The sequence below is a fragment of the Methylocella sp. genome, assembly GCA_037200525.1.
Lineage (GTDB): Bacteria > Pseudomonadota > Alphaproteobacteria > Rhizobiales > Beijerinckiaceae > Methylocapsa.
This window is the reverse complement of record JBBCGG010000001.1, coordinates 4,036,798-4,055,021: the sequence shown is the minus strand read 5'-3', so window position 1 is coordinate 4,055,021 and position 18,224 is coordinate 4,036,798. Positions and strand designations below refer to the sequence as shown.

The window sequence follows — 18,224 nt, the reverse complement described above, 5'->3', positions numbered from 1 at the left end:
CTTGCGATCAATGCCCCGGACCGGTCGAGACGACCTTCCAATTTGGATCGCGCGATGCGGTGTCTCGCGCAAAGGTCCAGGTGTCGTTGATTTCGATCACCTTGTCGGCGCTGCCGTCGATGACCGCTCCGTCTCTGTCGCGCGTCGCGCTAATCAGTTGGGCGGAGAAACGCAGAGTGATCTCGGCGATGCGGCCGCGTAATTCGGCGTCGGCGACCGAGGCGTTGTCGATGGCGACAAAGGTGGTCTCGACCTTTTCGCCGCGCTTTTCACGCTCAGCGAGCGCCGCTGCGAAGCTATCGAAAACATCCTTGGCCAGGAGGTTTTGCAACACCTGCCGATCTCCGTCGGCGAAGCTGGTTACGATAATTTCATAAGCCGATTTGGCCCCGGTGAGGAAAGGTTGAATGGCGAAGGACGAATCAGCCGCCGCAATGGCGTCGAGTCCTGCCGAAGCTTTGGAGCCCGGCTCAGCATAGGGCTTCCATCGCTCAGATGGGCTCACTCCGCTGCTCGGCGCGGCATTTGCGGCCGTCGCCGCGCCGGGCATGGGTATGACATTGTTGTCCGGTTCTCCGAGGCGCGGCCGGGCGTCGCCGCCCGCCACAAACGGGTTTCTCGGCGGCTTTTCCGCGCCGGTGCGCGTGCCAAGAATGGCGCGCAGCTTCCAGACCACAAAAGCGGCCAGAAGCGCGAAAATAATGGTCGTCAAATCAAAAGAATCTTGCATCGCTGTCTTGATGCCTCGGTTTCGGCGACGACATGTTGCGCCGCGCCTCCATGCTTATCATATATTTGTATCTGGGGAGAGAATCGGCTGGAGTCCAGAATGGATAACAGCCTCTTGCTTCCGCTCCTTCGAAGGTCACGCATGCGTCTGCCCGCTCGGCTTCCGCTTTTTATCGCCCTCTGGTTCGTCTCGGAATTCGTTGCCTTTGCCTTGGTCGTTCATGCGATCGGCTTTGGCGGCGCCGTGCTGCTTTCTCTTCTAACCAGCTTCGCCGGCGCGGCTATGTTGCGGCGTCTTGGGCTTTCCACCGCCATGCGCCTGCGTCGGGCTCTGGCTAGCCGCTCGCATGAGGAGGCAGGGTTGTCGCGAGAGGCGGCGGTCGACGGCGCGCTTTTCGGGATTGGGGCGATCTTGTTGATTCTGCCTGGTTTCGTCTCTGATTTTGTTGGCCTCGCCCTTGCCGCGCCTTCGATCAGGTTTTGGGTCGGCGATAGGCTCCAGATCGGCAAGACCAGCCGTGGGCGGAAGGGCGGCCGCGCTGGACCGACCTTGGTTGAGCTCGATCCACGCGAGTGGTCGCGGCTGGATCACCCAGGCTCAAGGCCGGGGCCGACCAATTTTGGTCCCTGAGGGCGCATTAGCGGGTTTGCCTCCCTCGCGATAAGGGATCAGCTTCGCGCCGAAGAGTCCGTCTCTTCCGCGGCGTCGCTGTGCCGACCGCGATCTTTGTCAGTATTATCGCGACGCCGCTCGAACAGAGAGCGCGCCAGCGAAAACAAAGGCGAAGCCAGTCTGTTGAAATCCTCCGCTCGTGCGACAAATCGTCCGCCGCGCGTCAATTCGCGATCGAGCGCCGCCATGGTCGAGGACAGCCCCGCATCGTCATCGCGGAACCAGACCGGGAGAATTCGCGCCCAGGCCAAAGCCAAGCCCTGGAGCTTCACGACCCCGACCGCGCCCTCCGACTCAATGCCCGCCGCCTCAAGCATGAAACGCATCGAGTTGACGGTGAGTTGGTTGATCGCGGCGGCGGCGAGCGGATCGCGGAGCGTCCAGTCTGCGATGCTTTCGACGCCAAGCTTATAAGGCGCCAGCGCATCGAGCCGCCGCATCAGCACGTCAAATAAGCGCTCTTTGGCCGGTTCGCCGACGAGATCGTCGCCCACCGCGTCAAGAACTTTCTTGTCGATATTTCGGAAGAAGCTGGCGAGAACGGCGCCTTTTGAGGGAAAGAGGTCCCGAAAGGTCGAGAGCGAGACATTGGCTCTCGTCGCTACGTCGGAAATTGTGATGTCGTCCCAATTGCGTTCGCCCGCCAGCTCGAGCAACGCCTCGACGATCGCGTTTTTGGGATCTTTCGGTTTTGAGGCGAAATCTGTGGCGTCGGGTTTATGTCCGGCCGCGGCCTTATCGATGCCTTCGTGTTTTTGAACCATCGTCGCCTCCCAGCGGTGTTGGTCTTTACTGTAATCAGTGTGAGAGGCGATACCAAGGACCGACCGCTCCGAATTTCGCAAGCAAACTATTCGGAGGACAGCGCCTTGTGAACCTCGTTGCAGGATTGATTGACGGGAACCCATCTGCCGCTTCGCAGATTCAATCGGCAGCCGCCGCTATTCGTCGAAATCAGGCTTGCGATAAAAGCGGGAGCCAGCAAGACGGAGCCATAATTATTCGGAAATGAGACGAGTCCATTCTGCTCGAGATGCTTGGTGATGGCCGAACATTTTTGGAAGGCTTTGATTTCTACTCCATCCGTCAGCAATACGCTGCAACGCGTCGGACTGGCGTCCAGAAACACTTGGATGTCGGATAGCCTCGCATAGTTGAAAGCTCCCGCGGCGTTTGACGGCAGAGCGAGAAACGCATCCTCCGCGCGCAGGCGCGTCGGCGTCAATCCGAGGGCGAGGACCGCGGCGGTCAAACCAACCAAACCGGAAGCGCGCATGACGCCATCCTTGGCTTCTTCGCTTTGGGACGCAATCCGGCAGCGCATGTTTATCCCGATAGCGCCTCCGCGCGGCGTCGCGCGGCTTGGGCGGCGCGTTCGATCAGCGGCGCGAGGCCGTCCCGGGCCATCAGCACCTCGAGGGCGGCGGCGGTAGTGCCACCCCGCGAGGTTACGCTTTCGCGCAGTTCCGAAGGCGCATTGTCGCCGCTTTTGAACAGGAGCTCCCCGGTGCCCTCTACCGTGGCGCGCGCCAGTCTTGCGGCGACATCGGCGGGAAGCCCCAACGCAGCTCCAGCCTCCGCCAAACATTCGGTCAGATAAAAAACATAGGCTGGACCGGAGCCGGAGATCGCCGTCACTGCGTCGATCAGCCGCTCGTCCGCCAGCCATTCGAATCGGCCGGTCGCCGCGAACAGCGTCTCGGCCATGGCGCGCTGCGCCAGCGTCACCGCCTCGTTGGCGACAAGTCCGGCCATGCCGCGACCAACCGCTGCGGGAAGATTAGGCATCGCCCGAATGATCGCTCCCGCGCGCGGCAGGCGGCCGGCGATATTGGCTATGGTTTTGCCGGCAAGTATGGAGATCGCCAGGGTTTGCGGGCCAGCCAGCGACGCGAGAGTTGTCGCCTCGTCGAGCATCTGCGGTTTGATGGCGAGAACCAGAACCTGCGGCGGCTGCGCTGGCGCGTTCAGCGCAAAGCCTTTCTCGGCCGCAAGCCTCACGATGTTTTGAGCGGGTTGCGGATCGATGACGCAGATACGGCGTGGGTCAAAATCCCGATCGAGCCAAGCCTGTAACATCGCCCCGCCCATTTTGCCCGCCCCGGCGAGGACCAGGGAGGCGGGGAAGCGATCTTCGTTTGGCCCGCTCACGCTATGCTTCGCCTTTGGTCTCGAGCATGATCGTCTCGATCGCCTCGCGGCCGCTCTTGCCGGCCCAGACCACGAATTGAAACGCCTGATAGTAACGCTCGCAAGCGCGGACCGCGCTGGTCAAGACGGTTTGGCATTGCTGGCCGTTGAGCTCCGCGCCGCCCGAAAGGACGATCGAATGGCGAAACATAATCACCCCGTCGTTCGGCCAGATATCGAAATGCCCCAACCATAATTGTTCGTTGATGAGGGAGATCAGCGCAATGACCTCGGCTTTTCGCGCGGAAGGCGCCTTTAGATCGAAGGCGCAGGCGACATGCAGCGCCTCAAGATCTTCGAGCCAAGTGAAAGCAATATTGTAGTCCGTCCAACTGCCGGCGACGGCGATCGAGATCTCATCTTCCTCGTCGCGGTCGAACGGCCATTGGTTGTGCGCGGCCAGCCTCTCTATGAGGTCAACAGGATGCTCCGCGCGAAGAGCTTCGAATTGCAAAAGCGACATCCCAGGGCCCTTCGGATAATGCGGACTCGAAACGTTTCCATTTCAAGGCGCGCGACAGCGTAACGCGGCGATGCGTATTCCAAACATCGATCGACTCGCGCCGCGCTTCAGGCGCCGACTCAAAATGCCGTTCGATCTCCGAATCCGAAGGAATCACAACGTGGCATCCCTATGCAACTGGCTGCAGCTAGGTTGTCCCCTGCCTTGCAAGCTTCTCGACAGCGCGCGAGCAGTTTCGCAAAAGAAACATTCACGCTGTTGAGCAGGGGTTTGTTGAAACCGAGCGCTTATTCGCGCTCGCGGGCGGTCTTGCTCTTTTTCGCGAGTTCGGCTTCTAAAGCCGCCAATCGCTCGCTCAATCTTTCGTTTTCTTCGCGGGCCTTTGCGGCCATTTGCTTGACGGCTTCGAACTCGTCGCGGGTCACGACGTCCATCGTCGCGAGCAGACGTTCGAGCTGGCTCTTCATCGCCGTCTCGGCTTCGCGGCGAACTCCTTGCGCCATCTCCGACGCGTCGGTCATGAGCCGCGTGAAATCTTCGAAAACTTTGTTCTGCGCCATGTCTTGCCTCCAAAATTGCGCGCCCCTAACGTGACGAGCGCCTGAAACGAGAGCGGCCATGCTCCCTATGTGGTTGTTTTAATGCAGGATCTCGTTGGAAAAGCCGACACCTCCCACGCCCGCTCTAACATAGTTTACCGAGCCTGACATGGGTTCGTTACCGATTTGGCGCAATATCGCCGGGTGACTTGACGCGGCTGCGCTCTCGTCGCATCACGCCGCAATGCTGGGAGCTTAGATGCTGAGCCTTATTGCCTATCCAAGCATCGATCCGGTTTTGATCGCGATCGGTCCTTTTCCGATCCGCTGGTATGCGCTTGCGTATATCGCTGGGCTCGTGCTCGGCTGGGCTTATGCGCAATTTCTCGTCCGGCGTCCTGCTCTGTGGGGCTCTGGACCACGGCCTGACGCCACATGCATCGACGATCTTCTCGTTTATGCCGCGATTGGCGTCATCCTCGGCGGGCGGCTTGGTTATGTGCTGTTCTACAATCCGGCGTTTTATCTCGCCCATCCGCTGCAGATCCCGGCGGTGTGGGAGGGCGGGATGTCGTTTCACGGCGGCTTCGCGGGAACGGCGATCGCCGTCTATATTCTCGCCAAGCGTCGGGGCATTCCGGTGCTTCGCCTCGGAGACGTTGTTTGCGCCGCGGTTCCGATCGGGATTTTTCTTGGCCGCATCGCTAATTTCATCAAGCCGGAGCTCTGGGGCCGGACGAGCGATGTCGCCTGGGCGATGGTCTTTCCTGGCGCGGGGCCGCTGCCGCGCCATCCAAGCCAGCTCTATGAGGCGGGCCTTGAGGGCCTTGTTCTATTCCTGATTCTTTTTGTCGCAGTGCGTCTTGGCGCGCTGCGGCGTCCTGGCCTCGTCACCGGCATTTTTGGCCTTGGCTATGGGACGGCGCGAATCATTTGCGAGTTCTTCCGTGAACCTGATCCGCAACTTGGCTTTCTGTTCGGAGGAGCGACCATGGGAATGCTGCTCTCGCTGCCCTTGATCGCAGCCGGCGTCTTTTTCATTCTGCGCGCGATGCGCCGTCCGCTGGCGCTCGCATGACCGCGCTTGAATCCATCATTCGCGAGATGATCCTCGAGAATGGGCCGATGAGTCTCGAAACCTATATGACGCTGGCGCTGAGTCATCCGGTGTACGGCTACTATCGGTCGAAAGCGCCGCTTGGCGCGCAGGGCGATTTCATCACCGCGCCGGAAATCAGCCAGATGTTCGGCGAACTGATTGGTCTTTGGTGCGTCGAGGTTTGGCGCCTGATGGGTGAGCCAAAAACCTTCCATCTCGTCGAATTAGGACCCGGTCGGGGCAGCCTGATGGCGGATGCGCTGAGGGCCGCCAGAGTCGCGCCGCATTTCCTGAACGCGGTGGAGCTGCACCTTGTCGAGATCAGCGCGCCGCTGCGGGAAACTCAGCGCCAGGCGCTTGCCGGGTCTGGGATAGAGCCGCATTGGTGCGAGACCATCGCTGAAGTTCCTCCGGGCGCAGCTATTTTTATCGCCAACGAGTTCTTCGACGCTTTGCCTGTGCGCCATTATGTGCGCAACTCCGTCGGCTGGCGCGAAAGGCTGGTTGGGCTCGATGAGGCGGGCCGCCTCACCTTTGGTCTCGCGGCTGAACATGAAGAGAGCATCGCGGCGAAGGGCGAGCCGCAGGATATTCTCGAGGTCGATGTCGGCGCCTCGCGCATAATGACGCGGCTCGCTGCGCGCATCGTTTCGCAAAGCGGCGCTCTCCTCGCATTTGACTACGGCTATGCGGAGCCCGCGCGCGGCGAAACCTTGCAGGCGGTGAGGCGCCATCAATTCGTCGATCCGCTACAGGATCCGGGCGAGGCGGATCTGACCGCTCATGTCAATTTCACCAGCCTCGCGCGCGCGGCGAGGGCGGTCGGCGCCAATGTCCATGGCCCCCTTAAGCAAGGACAGTTTCTGTCCCGCCTTGGCATTTTCGATCGCGCGGCGATCTTGCAGCGCGGCGCTGACCCGCGGCAAAGCGCCGAAATCGATGCGGCGGCGCAGCGCCTTGCGGGCGGGTTCGACAGACCGACCGACATGGCGCAGCTATTTAAGGTTTTGGTCGTTACGCCGCGAGAATTTGATGCGCCGCCCGGCTTTGAGGAGGAGCCGGCGTGAGCGAGGATTCAGCGACCGCGATTTCCGCGCCTCTGCTTGATGCGCCCGGCGTGTCGCATGGGTTTTTCACGCGGCAGGGCGGCGTCTCGACCGGGGTTTATGCGACGCTCAACGGCGGCGTCGGGTCGAAGGACGATCCGCAAGCCGTTGCGGAGAATCGACGCAGGATGGCGGCGCATTTGCGCATCGACCCGGCGCAATTGCTTGTGCCCTATCAGATTCATTCGGCCGGCGCCGTCATCGCGACGGGGCCTTTCGTCGAGCGCCCGCGTTGCGACGCGCTGGTCAGCGCAACCCCCGGCGTCGCCCTCGCCGTCACCGGCGCCGATTGCGGCATGATTCTTTTCGCCGACCCGAAGGCGCGAGTCATAGGCGCGGCGCACGCTGGATGGAAGGGCGCATTGACCGGCGTGCTCGAGGCGACGCTCGCCGCAATGGAAACGTTGGGCGCCGACAGAGCGTCGACGCTCGCGGCGCTCGGCCCGACGATCTCGCAGCAAAGCTACGAAGTTGGTCCTGAGTTTTTTGAGCGCTTCGTCGCGGCCTCGAAAACTTACGCCAAATTCTTCGCGCCTTCGCCGAGAGATGGCCATTTCATGTTCGATCTGCCGGGCTTCATCGGTCTGCGCTTGCGCCAAGCCCGGGTCGGCGGCTTCACGGACCTCGGCCTCGACACTTACGGAGATCCAGAGCGGTTCTTTTCCTATCGCCGATCGGTGCATAAAAAAGAGCCTGACTATGGTCGCCAGATTTCCGCGATCGCGCTCGTCTAATCGTCGTAATCGACCTGCATAAAATAGAGCCCATCCGGCGGAGCCACCATGCCGCAGCGGCGTCTGTCGCGCGCCTCAAATGCGGCCACCATGTCTTGGACGCTCCATCTGCCCGAACCGACATGCTCCAGCGAGCCGACCATTGACCGCACTTGCGAGTGCAGAAACGAGCGGGCGGCGGCGCGGATATGAATTTGTTCGCCGCTCCGCGTTATGTCGAGTTGATCGAGGGTGCGGAGCGGGCTCTCCGCCTGGCACTCCGAGTCGCGAAAAGTCGAGAAATCATGTCTGCCAAGAAGCTTTTGCGCCGCCTCCTGCATGGCCCCCGCATCAAGGTCCCGTTTGACCAGCCAGCTCAGGCCCCTCTCAAAAGTCAAAGGCGCGCGGCGGTTGACGATTTTGTAGAGATAGTGTCGTCGCACCGCCGAGAAGCGCGCGTCGAAGGCCTCGCTGACCTGTTCCGCCGCCAAAATAGCGACAGGCTGCGGCCGCAAATAGGAGTTCAATGCGTCGCGCAACACATCCCCGCGCCATTCTTTCGTGAGATCGGCATGAGCGACCTGGCCCTTGGCGTGGACGCCGGCGTCGGTCCGTCCGGCGCCGCGGATTCTTATGTCCTCGCCGCAAAAGGCCGCGATCGCGGTCTCGATCACTTCCTGCACGGCGATGCCGTTCGTCTGCCTTTGCCAGCCGACATAGGGCGCGCCGTCATATTCAATGAGCAGCTTATAACGCGGCATCGGATTTTTCGGGCGATCCGAGCAAGGTTCCGGCAGGCAAAGCCGCGCCGCGCAAGAAATCCTCGGCCTTCATGGGAGCCTTGCCGGAGCGCTGAAGCTCGGTAATCTGGACAGCACTTTCGCCGCAAGCGATGGTCAGCGCATCGTCAATAACGCGGCCCGGATCGCCAACTGCGTCTACGACGACGTGAGCACGCAGAATTTTGATGCGCTCACGGCCTTTGCCGAGATCGGCCTCGAAGAAAGCGCCCGGAAAAGGCGCGAGTCCGCGGATCAAATTATGCGTCTCGATCGCCGATTTCGTCCAGTCGATCCGCGCCTCGGCCTTGTCGATCTTACGCGCATAAATGACGCCCTCCTCCCCTTGCGGGGTGAAGGACAGGCTGCCGCGCTCCAGCGCCGCCAGCGCGCGCAACATCAGATCGGCTCCGATCCGCGCCAGCCGATCATGAATCTCGCCGGCATTGGCCTCCGGTCCGATTTCTATCCGTTCGGCCAATGCGACGGGGCCGGTATCAAGACCTTCCTCCATGCGCATGATCATTACGCCGGTATGAGCGTCGCCGGCCATGATCGCGCGCTGGATGGGGGCCGCGCCGCGCCAGCGCGGCAGAAGGGAGGCGTGCAGATTGAGGCAGCCGCGGGCGGGAATAGCCAGAATCTCCTTTGGCAGGATCAGACCATAGGCGACGACCACCACGACCTCGGGCTCAAAGCTGCGCAATGCGGCGGCGGCCTGCTCGGATCGCAGCGTCGCCGGCGTCAAAACCTCGATGTTGAAGCGCTGCGCCGCCGCATGAACGGGGGAGGGGCTCAATTCGAGCCCGCGCCGGCCTCCCGGTTTTGGCGCGCGCGTATAGACCGCAACCACCTCGTGACCCTGGGCGATGATTTCAGTCAGCGTCGGAACGGAAAACTCCGGCGTTCCCATAAAAACGATGCGCAAATGTCTGGCCCGGCGTGTTGTGGAGTGGATGCTGTTTGGAGGCCGTTCCCGAACCAAGCGCTCTTCTCAGCGCGAGGCTGCGTCGAGGCTGCGTCTTATCAGATTCCGCTGTTGGCTGCGGCGCCGGCGTTGCCTTTGCGCTCCGCGTCGTCGAGCTTGGCCGCCTTGCTGAACTTCTTGATGATCCGCGCCCGTTTCAGCCGAGAAATATGATCGATGAACAACACGCCATCCAAATGGTCAATTTCATGTTGCAGGCAGGTCGCCAGAATGTCGCCGGCCTCGATTTCCTGACGGCGGCCTTCGCGGTCGAGGTAGCCGACCTTTACGCGCGCCGGCCGCTCAACCTCCTCATAATATTCGGGGATCGACAGGCAGCCCTCCTCATAGACCGAGAGCTCCTCGGAAGCCCACAGAATCTCCGGATTGGCGAAGCACATCGGCTCGGCCGCAACTGAATCGTCCTGGCGCTTGGCGACATCAAGTACGATCACCCGCTTGTCGACGCCGATTTGCGGTGCCGCAAGACCGATGCCGGGCGCGTCATACATGGTCTCAAGCATGTCATCCATCAGCGCGCGAACGCTGTCGTCGACAGCGAGAACAGGCTTGGCGACAATACGCAGGCGAGGATCGGGCAGGATAATGATGGGGCGCAGAGACATGAATCAGAAATAATGCGAGGCCGGGCGAAAATCAATTTCGGTTTTGAGCGGGAACGGCGGCCAAATACAGGCCATGCGGCTGTCTTTTCCGAAAATGCCTCTTAAAGAGCGGGGAAAATGAGCGCAATATAAAGAGATTCCCAAGTCGATGGGGGTAACAAACATGAAAATTGTTCTATCGCTCGCCCTTGCGTCCGCCTGCCTAGCTACCGCTTCTTTCGTGACAAGCCAGCAGGCGAAATGTCAGACAGGCGGCATTATCTCGATCAGGGATGTATTCCGCCTGAATTATGATGGCTCGCTTGAGCTGTTCAATGAAACGACGCCAGAATCCGCGGCCGCCTCTTTTGCAGCGCCGCTGTCGGCGGAGGATAGCGAGATATGTGAGTCGCTATCCTACACAATGGTCATTGCGCCCTCCCTTGAGAAGGGTTCCTCAATCGACCCCTGGCAAGTCGCGATTACCCCGCGAGGAGCCGTGGAGGTTAAAGGCTTGAATAACGTTCCTCCGGAGGAGTGGCGCTTCTTTAATGCTTTAGCTGAGCGGACCAAATGCCTTGACTGACCCGCTGCGCAGCAGCGGCAGAGGTTCATAACCGCCTGATCGATGTAATCGCCGCGCTGGTGTTGGCGAGTATTCTGTCGCTCGCCAAAGCCAAAGGTTCGCTCGCGACCAGCATGTGATGCGCATTGGCGTGCAGCAATGTCGCCTCGTCGCGCATGACGCCGACATGGCCGCGCCAGAAGACGAGATCGCCACGCCGGAGGCCGCTCAGATCCCCGCGCAAGGGAACCGGCGCGCCGAGCGCCATTTCCTGCAGATCGGTGTCGCGCGGGGATTTGACCCCTGCAGCGTCGAGGGAAATCTGGACGAGGCCCGAGCAATCGACGCCAAGACTCGACTTGCCGCCCCACAGATATGGCGCGTGCAATAGCCGTTCGGCGACGGCGACAAAATCAGTCTCCGGCTCACCTAAAGCGGCGAGATGATCGGCGAAGACAAAACCTCCGTCGGCGAGGCGGACAAAGGCCTCGCTTGCGGCGGCGACGCTGACCACGGCCCCGAGCGGCAAAGCGTCGACGACCGGCAGCTTCATGTTCGGCCCCGGATAAATGAAGCTCCGATTGGTTCTGACTCGGTGGGTCGGCGGGGAGCCAACTTCGCCTAGCGCGGTGATCGGGAGATAGCCGACATAGCCGTCGCGCTCCAGCTGAATCCAGCCCCAGCCTTCGTTATCTTCATAGAGAATCGCCGTCTCGCCGAACAACGCCTGCGTATCGATCGAGGCGTCATAGGCAGGTTCGGGGCGCAGATCGACGAGGCCAACGCGAATTGCGACGCGCCGGCCTTCGACATAATCGGCAGCCTCGACTTGGCCGCGCAAATGCGCGGCGGCAAGATCCGGCCGGGCGGGGGTCAGGCGACGATCGAGTTTGGTCATTTCCGAGGGGCGCTGCCAGAGTTGTTGGTTTGAACGATAGTCGATGGCCGGAGCCGCGTCAGCGGGCATCCGCACTAAGCCGTTGCGTTAGATAGAAGCGCGTCATGTCGCGCAACTCCGTCAGAGCGCTCCGTCTCAAATCAGGATCTTTCTCGGCGGCCAGCGCGGCGGCGGCTTTCATCGTCTGCAAAAGGATCGCGCTCATGCCGAGGATTCTGTCTGCTCGCAGCTGCGAATCGCGGGCGCTCAGGATGCGGGCGATTCCCTGTCGCGTCATGGCGCGGAATTCTTCGCGCTGGGGGGATGCGTCTCCTCGCCGATCGAGCAGGGCGACAGCCGCGGCTCTTTCCATCGTATGTTCGATCGTCAGGTCGAGCAGCGCATCCGCCAGCGCGGCGGCCGTAAGCTTTCGCGCCCGCTCCTCGATTCCTTGCAGGGCGGTGTCCATGATCTCGCGGTAATGCGCGAGCACGGCGTCCGCCAATGCTTCCTTGTTCGGAAAGAACTGATAGAGCGACCCGATCGCCGTCTCGCCGCGCGCCGCAATCTCGGTCATCGTCGCGGCGTCATAGCCTTTTTCGGCGAATATCTCGGCTCCCGCCCGCATCAGCGCGGCGACCCGCAATTTTCCCCGGAGCCGCTGCGGTTCGCGGGCGGCAAGAGAAGTTGACTTTTGCGAGGTCATCCTCGTATATCCTATTCGTGAGGCTATCCTCATATAGTAGCGGGCGAAGGGATGATCCACCCCTAAGACGCCGCTTCAAGGCTGCGCCTCGCTTTCTTCAAAAGGCAATAGCAATGACCGATCTTGATCCGCGCACAACCGCTCTTGTTCTCATTGACCTCCAGAAAGGCATTGTCGACATGCCGTTTGAGCCCCGATCCGGCGCGCAGATTCTACAAACTTCCATCGGTCTCGCGCAGCGATTCCGCGCCGCCGGTGCGCCTGTCGTGCTGGTCAATGTCGCGTGGTCCGCCGATTTCGGGGATGCGCTCCGCCAGCCTGTCGACCAGCCGACGCCGCGTCCGACAAATGGGCTGCCGGCGGGCTGGAGCGATCTGGCGGATGGGCTCCCGGAGCCAACCGACATCCGCGTAACGAAGCGGCAATGGGGCGCCTTCTATGGAACCGATCTTGAGCTCCAGCTCCGCCGCCGCGGCGTAAAGACCATCGTCCTTGGCGGCGTCGCCACCAATTTCGGCGTCGAATCGACCGCACGCCAAGCCTGGGAGCATGGATATAATCTCGTGATCGCGGAGGATGCGACGGCGAGCCGTTCTTCCGCGATGCATGATTTCGCCATCACCGCGATCCTGCCGCGAATCGCGATTTTGGCTCAGTCGGCGGATATCGCCTTCGCCAAAAGCTGACCCAAACCGGAGCGCGACGCATTTGCCAGACCTTTCCGGCTTCTCTTTCCCCTCGCGGCTGTCTCCCATCGCGCGTTGGGCTTTGCTGATCGTCGGATCTCTGCTCTTGGCCGCTTTGCTCAGGATGGCGGGCCTGCCGGCGGCGCTGCTGCTTGGCCCGATGATCGCCGCCATTCTGCTCGCCGTCGCCGGCGGGATCGTTCGCATTCCTCGTCCGGCCTATTTCGCCTCTCAGGCGATCATCGGCTGCCTCGTCGCCCGCGCCATCACCCCGGCGATTCTCGTCTCCTTCGCCAAGGATTGGCCGCTCTTTCTTGGCGTCGTGTTCGCTGTGATCGTCGCGAGCAATCTGCTCGGCGCGTTGATGAGCCGGTTGCGCGTGTTGCCGGGCACGACCGCGATCTGGGGAGCCTCGCCGGGGGCCGCAAGCGCGATGGTGCTGATGGCCGAGGCCTATGGCGCCGACGCCCGGTTGGTCGCCTTCATGCAATATCTGCGCGTGGTGTTTGTTGCGGCGGCCGCCTCCCTCGTCGCGCGTTTTTGGGTGCACGCGTCCGGCGCTCCAATGCCTGCGGCCGACTGGTTTGCGCCGATCGAATGGCCCTCCTTCGCCATGACTCTGGCGTTAGCCGGAATTGGCGCGTTTGTCGGTCACCGGTTGCGAATCCCTGCGGGGCCGCTACTCGCGCCGATGGTCGTGGGCGCCGCGCTCCATGCGACAGGGCTGCTGACGATCGAGCTGCCGCAATGGCTGCTCGGCGCGAGCTACGCGGTGGTTGGCTGGCACATTGGCCTTGGCTTCACGCTGCCCATCTTGCGCCATGCGTTGCGCGCCCTGCCGCAAGTCGTGGCGTCGATTCTCGCCTTGATCGCAGTTGGCGGCGGCCTTGCGTGGCTGCTGACGGAATTCGCCGGCATTGATCCGCTGACGGCCTATCTCGCCACCAGCCCAGGCGGGATGGACTCTGTTGCGATCATCGCGGCCTCGAGCAAGGTCGACGTTTCTTTCGTCATCGCGCTGCAGACGGTGCGCTTCGTGTTCGTGCTCATCCTAGGGCCGCCGCTGGCGCGGTTGCTGGCAGACCGGTCGAGTGGGCGCGCGCTGGAGAAAGAGGCGACGCGTTGAGGCCCAGGCTATTGACGCCCAATCGCCCGCGCCTGCGCAAAATCACAATGATCGCATGGCGGCAGAAAAGCGTCTCTGGGTTTTGAACTCAAGCACCGAAGACCGCCTGCGGCGGCGCGCTTAGGCGCATCCTTGACTTCAAAATCCAAAGGCGCAGGGGTCGGCAGTGCGATGAATGAGAAGAAGCGGCCGGGGTTCGGCCGTTTCTTCTCCTGTCAAATCTCTTTATCTCAATGCTTTGGACTAAGAAGATCATGAAGGGAGTCAGCCCCTTCATTTTTTAAGACAGTGCCCAGTTTGGCGTCCGACCTATATCCCTTAGCGAAGTCAGGACCGTATTCTTCGCGAAGCGTCCGAACAAGCGTGTTGCTATTCTTGCGCCGGATCTCTCCTGTTTGGTCGCGATGCCGATTGTCTAACCCTGGCTGTTTCATGCAAAATCCTCCTAGGTATTAACCGTCGCGCGTCGTTAGCTACACCCCGTCGTAGCCCCGCAGGTGTCGCACTTGAGGCACGTCCCATTGCGCACCAGCGTAAAATTTCCGCATTCGCTGCAGGCTTCGCCCGTATAGCCTTTCATCCGCGCTTGGGTGCGCTTTTCGGCTATGGCGGCGCCTTCCGCTGGCGTCGCCCAGCTGAGCTGGCCGAGTTGCGCCTCCACGTCTTGCGCGAGATTTTCCTTCAGCGCGGTCGCGCCCTTGGTGCCACCTTGCACCAGCATCAGCTTGTCGCTTTTCGAGCGCACGAAGCCGCTCGACACGAATTTTGCCGTTGACGCGGGCATCGGGCCTTGCTGCTGGCGTCCCTGCGTCTCGCCTTTGCCCAAGGCGTCAGGACCGAAGTCGGTTGGATCGATGTGCGCGAGATCGTTGCGGCCGAGATAGGAGATCGCCAACTCGCGGAAGATGTAATCGAGGATCGAGGTCGCGTTCTTGATCGCGTCATTGCCCTGCACGAATCCCGCAGGCTCAAAGCGCGTGAAGGTGAAGGCGTCGACATATTCCTCGAGCGGCACGCCATATTGCAGCCCGACCGAAATCGCGATGGCGAAATTATTCATCAACGAGCGGAAGGCGGCGCCTTCCTTGTGCATGTCGATGAAGATTTCGCCGAGGCGGCCGTCGACATATTCGCCCGTGCGCAAATAGACCTTGTGGCCACCGACCACCGCCTTCTGGGTATAGCCCTTGCGTCGGTCAGGCAGGCGCTCGCGCTCCCGGAGGCGCTCGATCCGCTCGACGACGCGCTCGACGATTTTTTCGGCGACGGCGCTTGCGCGCGCGGGCGCATTGGAGGCGATGAGAACTTCGACGGCTTCATCCGCCTCGTCGTCATCGTCCTCGATCAATTGGCTGTTCAAAGGCTGCGACAATTTCGAGCCGTCGCGATAGAGCGCATTGGCTTTGAGCCCGAGCCGCCAGGAGAGCATATAGGCCTCCTTGCAATCCTCGACCTTCGCGTCATTGGCCATGTTGATCGTCTTCGAGATCGCGCCCGAAATGAACGGCTGCGCCGCCGCCAGCATTCTGATGTGGCTCTCGACCGACAAATAGCGCTTGCCGGTGCGCCCGCACGGGCTCGCGCAATCGAACACGGCATAATGTTCGAGTTTGAGATGCGGCGCGCCTTCGACGGTCATGGCCCCGCAGACATAGACGTTGGCGGCGTCGATTTCCGCGCGGGAGAAGCCAAGATGCGTCAAAAGATCAAAGTTCTGGTCTTCGAGTTTTTCCGCCGGAATTTTCAAATTGGCGGCGAGAAACTCGGCTCCGAGAGTCCATTTGTTGAAGACGAATTTGATGTCGAAGGCGCCGGCCAAAGTCGCCTCCAGCTCCGCGAGCTTGGCTTCCGTGAAGCCTTTGGCGGCGAGGCTCGCGTGGTTGATCGCAGGCGCGTCCCGCAGCGAGGCGTGGCCGACGGCATAGGCGACGATCTCGTCGATTTGCGGCTCTGGATAGCCGAGCGCGCGAAGACCTTCAGGGACGGCGCGGTTGATGATCTTGAAATAGCCGCCGCCGGCGAGCTTCTTGAATTTGACGAGAGCGAAATCAGGCTCGATGCCTGTGGTGTCGCAATCCATCACCAGTCCGATCGTGCCGGTCGGCGCGACGACGCTGACTTGCGCATTGCGATAGCCATGCTGTTCGCCGAGCGCGACGGCGCGCGCCCAGGCGGCGCGGGAATGATCGCCGAGCGCTTTCACGGGCAGCGCCGCATGATCAAGCGGAACGGGAGCGATCGACAGGGCCTCATAGCCGAAGGCCTCGCCATCGGCCGCGCGCTTGTGATTGCGCATCACGCGCAACATAGCGTCGGCGTTGTCGGCATAGCCCGCGAACGCTCCGAGTTCGCCGGCCATTTCGGCGGAAGTCGCATAGGAGACGCCGGTCAGGATCGCGGAGAACGCGCCGCAGATGGCGCGGCCTTGCTCGCTGTCGTAAGCGATGCCGGACGACATCAAGAGGCCGCCGATATTGGCGTAGCCAAGACCCAAGGTGCGATATCTGTAGGAATTCTCGGCGATCTCTTTTGAGGGAAATTGCGCCATCATTACCGAGATCTCGAGCACGATGGTCCACAGCCGGACGGCATGTTCGTAAGCCTCGATGTCGAGGTCGCCCGTTCCGGGATCGCGGAACTGCAGCAGGTTCAGCGAGGCGAGGTTACACGCCGTATCGTCGAGGAACATATATTCGGAGCAGGGGTTCGACGCGACGATCGGGCCTGCGGCCGGGCAGGTGTGCCAATCATTGATCGTCGTGTGATATTGCAAGCCCGGATCGGCCGAAGCCCAGGCCGCATGGCCGATCTTATCCCACAATGCGCGGGCCTTGATGGTCTTATGCACTTTGCCGTCGAGCCGGCGAATCAGGCTCCAATCGGCGTCCTCCTCGACCGCGCGCAGAAAAGCATCGGTGACGCGGACGGAATTGTTGGAGTTTTGGCCGGAAACGGTGAGATAGGCTTCCTTGTCCCAATCGGTGGTGAAGGTCTCGAAGTCGATGTCGGTCTGACCCTGCCGGGCCATCTGGATCGTCTTCTTGATGCTGGCGTCCGGCACGAAAGCGCGGCGGGCGAGCTTGATCTCCTTTTTCAGCGCCGGATTCTTTTCCGGGTTGAAGCAATCATCGCCGGGGCCTTCGCAATTGACGCAGGCGCGGAGAATCGCCTTCAGCGCTTTTTTCATGACCTTGGAGCCGGTGACGAGAGCCGCGACCTTGTGCTCCTCCTTCACCTTCCATTCGATGTAATCCTCGACATCGGGATGATCGGCGTCGACGACGACCATCTTCGCCGCGCGCCGGGTGGTGCCGCCGGATTTGATCGCGCCGGCGGCGCGGTCGCCGATTTTCAGGAATGACATCAGGCCCGATGATTTGCCGCCGCCCGAAAGCTTCTCGTTCTCGCCGCGGAGCTTCGAGAAATTCGAGCCGGTGCCGGAGCCATATTTGAATAGGCGCGCCTCGCGCACCCAAAGGTCCATGATGCCGCCCTCGTTGACGAGGTCGTCGGCGACGGACTGAATGAAACAGGCATGCGGCTGCGGATGCTCATAAGCCGACAGCGATTTGACGAGTTCTTCCGTCTCCGGATCGACGTAATAGTGACCCTGGCTCGGCCCGTCGATGCCATAGGCCCAATGCAGGCCGGTGTTGAACCATTGCGGCGAATTGGGCGCGGCGATCTGCTTTGCCAGCATGAACCTCAATTCGTCGAAAAAGGCTTGCGCGTCGGTCTCGGAATCAAAATAACCGCCTTTCCAGCCCCAATAGGTCCATGTCCCGGCGAGCCGGTCGAACACCTGCTTGGAGGAGATCTCGGAAATATAGCGTTCGGCCTTGGGCAGGCTTGCGAGGGCCGCCTCGTCGGGGGCGGAGCGCCACAGGAAAGAGGGGACCGCATTTTCCTCGATGCGCTTCAACTGGGCTGGCACGCCGGCCTTGCGGAAATATTTTTGCGCCAGAACGTCGGCGGCGACTTGGCTCCAGGCGGTCGGCACTTCGACGCCTTCAAGGGCGAACACGACCGACCCGTCGGGGTTGCGAATCTCGCTTTTGGTCAAGCGGAATTCGATCTCCGCATAGGGGGATTGGCCCTCTTTAGTGTAGCGCCGCGCAATATGCATTTTCGTGCCCCCGAGAACTCGTTTCACACTATATATAGCGTTTGATCGATTAAGATGCCGTAAATGTCGTACATCTTTTCCAATCCCACAACGAAGAAATTGACCCTTTCCCCGCTAATTCGGGCTTGTGGAGAACTTTCATTTGCGTCATCCGAATCGGCGCGCCTCGGTAAGGCGAATCGCCGCCGGGCGAGGAATCCGCGGATCGCGCCCATCGCCGCGGATCGTCAGGCTGGACAGCGCGCCCGGCGCCAGCCATAAAGACGCCTGCTTGT

Annotated in this window: 20 protein-coding genes; 7 read left to right on the top strand and 13 right to left on the bottom strand. The window is 61.3% G+C overall.

Going from position 1 to position 18,224, the window contains the following annotated elements; translation table 11 throughout:
- Nucleotides 1-7: 7 nt before the first annotated feature.
- Nucleotides 8-730 carry a Tim44/TimA family putative adaptor protein gene (locus tag WDN46_19885; protein ID MEJ0095577.1) on the bottom strand — a complete coding sequence of 241 codons (723 nt, stop codon included), beginning with the start codon at nt 728-730 and terminating at the stop codon, nt 8-10.
- A 141-nt stretch (nt 731-871) separates the two neighbouring features.
- Here WDN46_19885 and WDN46_19880 point away from each other — a divergent pair, with 141 nt between their 5' ends.
- Nucleotides 872-1,360, top strand: a complete 489-nt coding sequence (locus WDN46_19880) for an FxsA family protein (GenBank protein ID MEJ0095576.1) — start codon at nt 872-874, stop codon at nt 1,358-1,360.
- Between the two features lie 38 nt (nt 1,361-1,398).
- On the opposite strand, the gene WDN46_19875 is transcribed toward WDN46_19880, so the two are convergent.
- The 5 genes from WDN46_19875 to WDN46_19855 all read right to left on the bottom strand — a co-directional run bounded on the left by WDN46_19875 (nt 1,399) and on the right by WDN46_19855 (nt 4,615).
- The gene (locus WDN46_19875) at nt 1,399-2,166 is read right to left on the bottom strand and encodes a TetR/AcrR family transcriptional regulator (GenBank protein ID MEJ0095575.1); all 768 of its coding nucleotides are present in this window, start codon (nt 2,164-2,166) and stop codon (nt 1,399-1,401) included.
- An 86-nt stretch (nt 2,167-2,252) separates the two neighbouring features.
- On the bottom strand, nt 2,253-2,678 hold the full coding sequence (locus WDN46_19870; GenBank protein ID MEJ0095574.1) for a hypothetical protein: 426 nt from the start codon (nt 2,676-2,678) through the stop codon (nt 2,253-2,255).
- A 50-nt stretch (nt 2,679-2,728) separates the two neighbouring features.
- On the bottom strand, nt 2,729-3,553 hold the full coding sequence (gene proC / locus WDN46_19865) for a pyrroline-5-carboxylate reductase (GenBank protein ID MEJ0095573.1): 825 nt from the start codon (nt 3,551-3,553) through the stop codon (nt 2,729-2,731).
- 1 nt (nt 3,554) lies between these two features.
- On the bottom strand, nt 3,555-4,055 hold the full coding sequence (locus tag WDN46_19860; GenBank protein ID MEJ0095572.1) for a YbjN domain-containing protein: 501 nt from the start codon (nt 4,053-4,055) through the stop codon (nt 3,555-3,557).
- 287 nt (nt 4,056-4,342) lie between these two features.
- Entirely contained in the window at nt 4,343-4,615 is a 273-nt protein-coding gene (locus WDN46_19855; GenBank protein MEJ0095571.1) for an accessory factor UbiK family protein, read from the bottom strand.
- Between the two features lie 238 nt (nt 4,616-4,853).
- Here WDN46_19855 and lgt point away from each other — a divergent pair, with 238 nt between their 5' ends.
- From lgt to WDN46_19840, 3 genes are read left to right on the top strand one after another with little or no spacing between them, the layout of a single operon-like run.
- Nucleotides 4,854-5,672, top strand: a complete 819-nt coding sequence (lgt, locus tag WDN46_19850) for a prolipoprotein diacylglyceryl transferase (protein MEJ0095570.1) — start codon at nt 4,854-4,856, stop codon at nt 5,670-5,672.
- Nucleotides 5,669-6,760 carry an SAM-dependent methyltransferase gene (locus tag WDN46_19845; GenBank protein MEJ0095569.1) on the top strand — a complete coding sequence of 364 codons (1,092 nt, stop codon included), beginning with the start codon at nt 5,669-5,671 and terminating at the stop codon, nt 6,758-6,760. Before lgt ends, WDN46_19845 begins: the two co-directional genes overlap by 4 nt.
- The gene (locus WDN46_19840) at nt 6,757-7,533 is read left to right on the top strand and encodes a polyphenol oxidase family protein (GenBank protein MEJ0095568.1); all 777 of its coding nucleotides are present in this window, start codon (nt 6,757-6,759) and stop codon (nt 7,531-7,533) included. The genes WDN46_19845 and WDN46_19840 overlap by 4 nt, the downstream gene beginning before the upstream one ends.
- On the opposite strand, the gene truA is transcribed toward WDN46_19840, so the two are convergent.
- The 3 genes from truA to def all read right to left on the bottom strand — a co-directional run bounded on the left by truA (nt 7,530) and on the right by def (nt 9,884).
- Entirely contained in the window at nt 7,530-8,273 is a 744-nt protein-coding gene (truA, locus tag WDN46_19835; protein MEJ0095567.1) for a tRNA pseudouridine(38-40) synthase TruA, read from the bottom strand. The two genes, WDN46_19840 and truA, sit on opposite strands and share 4 nt — an antisense overlap.
- The gene (gene fmt, locus WDN46_19830; GenBank protein MEJ0095566.1) at nt 8,260-9,219 is read right to left on the bottom strand and encodes a methionyl-tRNA formyltransferase; all 960 of its coding nucleotides are present in this window, start codon (nt 9,217-9,219) and stop codon (nt 8,260-8,262) included. The genes truA and fmt overlap by 14 nt, the downstream gene beginning before the upstream one ends.
- Nucleotides 9,220-9,317: 98 nt before the next feature.
- Complete coding sequence (gene def, locus WDN46_19825; GenBank protein ID MEJ0095565.1) at nt 9,318-9,884, bottom strand: peptide deformylase; 567 nt, start codon at nt 9,882-9,884, stop codon at nt 9,318-9,320.
- 163 nt (nt 9,885-10,047) lie between these two features.
- On the opposite strand from def, the gene WDN46_19820 reads away from it, so the two are divergent.
- Nucleotides 10,048-10,449: a hypothetical protein gene (locus WDN46_19820; protein ID MEJ0095564.1), complete on the top strand. Its 402-nt coding sequence runs from the start codon at nt 10,048-10,050 to the stop codon at nt 10,447-10,449.
- A gap of 25 nt (nt 10,450-10,474) precedes the next feature.
- Here the strand turns inward: WDN46_19820 and WDN46_19815 are convergent, their stop codons facing one another.
- Entirely contained in the window at nt 10,475-11,395 is a 921-nt protein-coding gene (locus tag WDN46_19815) for an NlpC/P60 family protein (protein ID MEJ0095563.1), read from the bottom strand.
- Nucleotides 11,385-12,011: a helix-turn-helix domain-containing protein gene (locus WDN46_19810; GenBank protein MEJ0095562.1), complete on the bottom strand. Its 627-nt coding sequence runs from the start codon at nt 12,009-12,011 to the stop codon at nt 11,385-11,387. The genes WDN46_19815 and WDN46_19810 overlap by 11 nt, the downstream gene beginning before the upstream one ends.
- Nucleotides 12,012-12,124: 113 nt before the next feature.
- Between WDN46_19810 and WDN46_19805 the strand changes: the two genes are divergently transcribed.
- Together WDN46_19805 and WDN46_19800 are read left to right on the top strand one after the other, a co-directional pair.
- On the top strand, nt 12,125-12,697 hold the full coding sequence (locus WDN46_19805; GenBank protein MEJ0095561.1) for a hydrolase: 573 nt from the start codon (nt 12,125-12,127) through the stop codon (nt 12,695-12,697).
- 22 nt (nt 12,698-12,719) lie between these two features.
- Nucleotides 12,720-13,823, top strand: a complete 1,104-nt coding sequence (locus tag WDN46_19800; protein MEJ0095560.1) for an AbrB family transcriptional regulator — start codon at nt 12,720-12,722, stop codon at nt 13,821-13,823.
- A gap of 230 nt (nt 13,824-14,053) precedes the next feature.
- On the opposite strand, the gene WDN46_19795 is transcribed toward WDN46_19800, so the two are convergent.
- Nucleotides 14,054-14,257: a hypothetical protein gene (locus WDN46_19795; protein ID MEJ0095559.1), complete on the bottom strand. Its 204-nt coding sequence runs from the start codon at nt 14,255-14,257 to the stop codon at nt 14,054-14,056.
- Between the two features lie 35 nt (nt 14,258-14,292).
- Nucleotides 14,293-17,949, bottom strand: coding sequence for a vitamin B12-dependent ribonucleotide reductase (locus WDN46_19790; protein MEJ0095558.1), 3,657 nt, complete (start codon nt 17,947-17,949; stop codon nt 14,293-14,295).
- Nucleotides 17,950-18,224 lie beyond the last annotated feature (275 nt).

Coding starts and splice junctions, on each gene's coding strand:
- WDN46_19875 (MEJ0095575.1), bottom strand. CDS start 2,166: ATGGTTCAAAAACACGAAGGCATCGATAAGGCCGCGGCCGGACATAAA.
- WDN46_19870 (MEJ0095574.1), bottom strand. CDS start 2,678: ATGCGCGCTTCCGGTTTGGTTGGTTTGACCGCCGCGGTCCTCGCCCTC.
- WDN46_19845 (MEJ0095569.1), top strand. CDS start 5,669: ATGACCGCGCTTGAATCCATCATTCGCGAGATGATCCTCGAGAATGGG.
- WDN46_19805 (MEJ0095561.1), top strand. CDS start 12,125: ATGACCGATCTTGATCCGCGCACAACCGCTCTTGTTCTCATTGACCTC.
- WDN46_19820 (MEJ0095564.1), top strand. CDS start 10,048: ATGAAAATTGTTCTATCGCTCGCCCTTGCGTCCGCCTGCCTAGCTACC.
- WDN46_19815 (MEJ0095563.1), bottom strand. CDS start 11,395: ATGCCCGCTGACGCGGCTCCGGCCATCGACTATCGTTCAAACCAACAA.
- WDN46_19810 (MEJ0095562.1), bottom strand. CDS start 12,011: ATGACCTCGCAAAAGTCAACTTCTCTTGCCGCCCGCGAACCGCAGCGG.
- WDN46_19855 (MEJ0095571.1), bottom strand. CDS start 4,615: ATGGCGCAGAACAAAGTTTTCGAAGATTTCACGCGGCTCATGACCGAC.
- truA (MEJ0095567.1), bottom strand. CDS start 8,273: ATGCCGCGTTATAAGCTGCTCATTGAATATGACGGCGCGCCCTATGTC.
- WDN46_19795 (MEJ0095559.1), bottom strand. CDS start 14,257: ATGAAACAGCCAGGGTTAGACAATCGGCATCGCGACCAAACAGGAGAG.
- WDN46_19790 (MEJ0095558.1), bottom strand. CDS start 17,949: ATGCATATTGCGCGGCGCTACACTAAAGAGGGCCAATCCCCCTATGCG.
- WDN46_19885 (MEJ0095577.1), bottom strand. CDS start 730: ATGCAAGATTCTTTTGATTTGACGACCATTATTTTCGCGCTTCTGGCC.
- def (MEJ0095565.1), bottom strand. CDS start 9,884: ATGTCTCTGCGCCCCATCATTATCCTGCCCGATCCTCGCCTGCGTATT.
- WDN46_19880 (MEJ0095576.1), top strand. CDS start 872: ATGCGTCTGCCCGCTCGGCTTCCGCTTTTTATCGCCCTCTGGTTCGTC.
- lgt (MEJ0095570.1), top strand. CDS start 4,854: ATGCTGAGCCTTATTGCCTATCCAAGCATCGATCCGGTTTTGATCGCG.
- WDN46_19860 (MEJ0095572.1), bottom strand. CDS start 4,055: ATGTCGCTTTTGCAATTCGAAGCTCTTCGCGCGGAGCATCCTGTTGAC.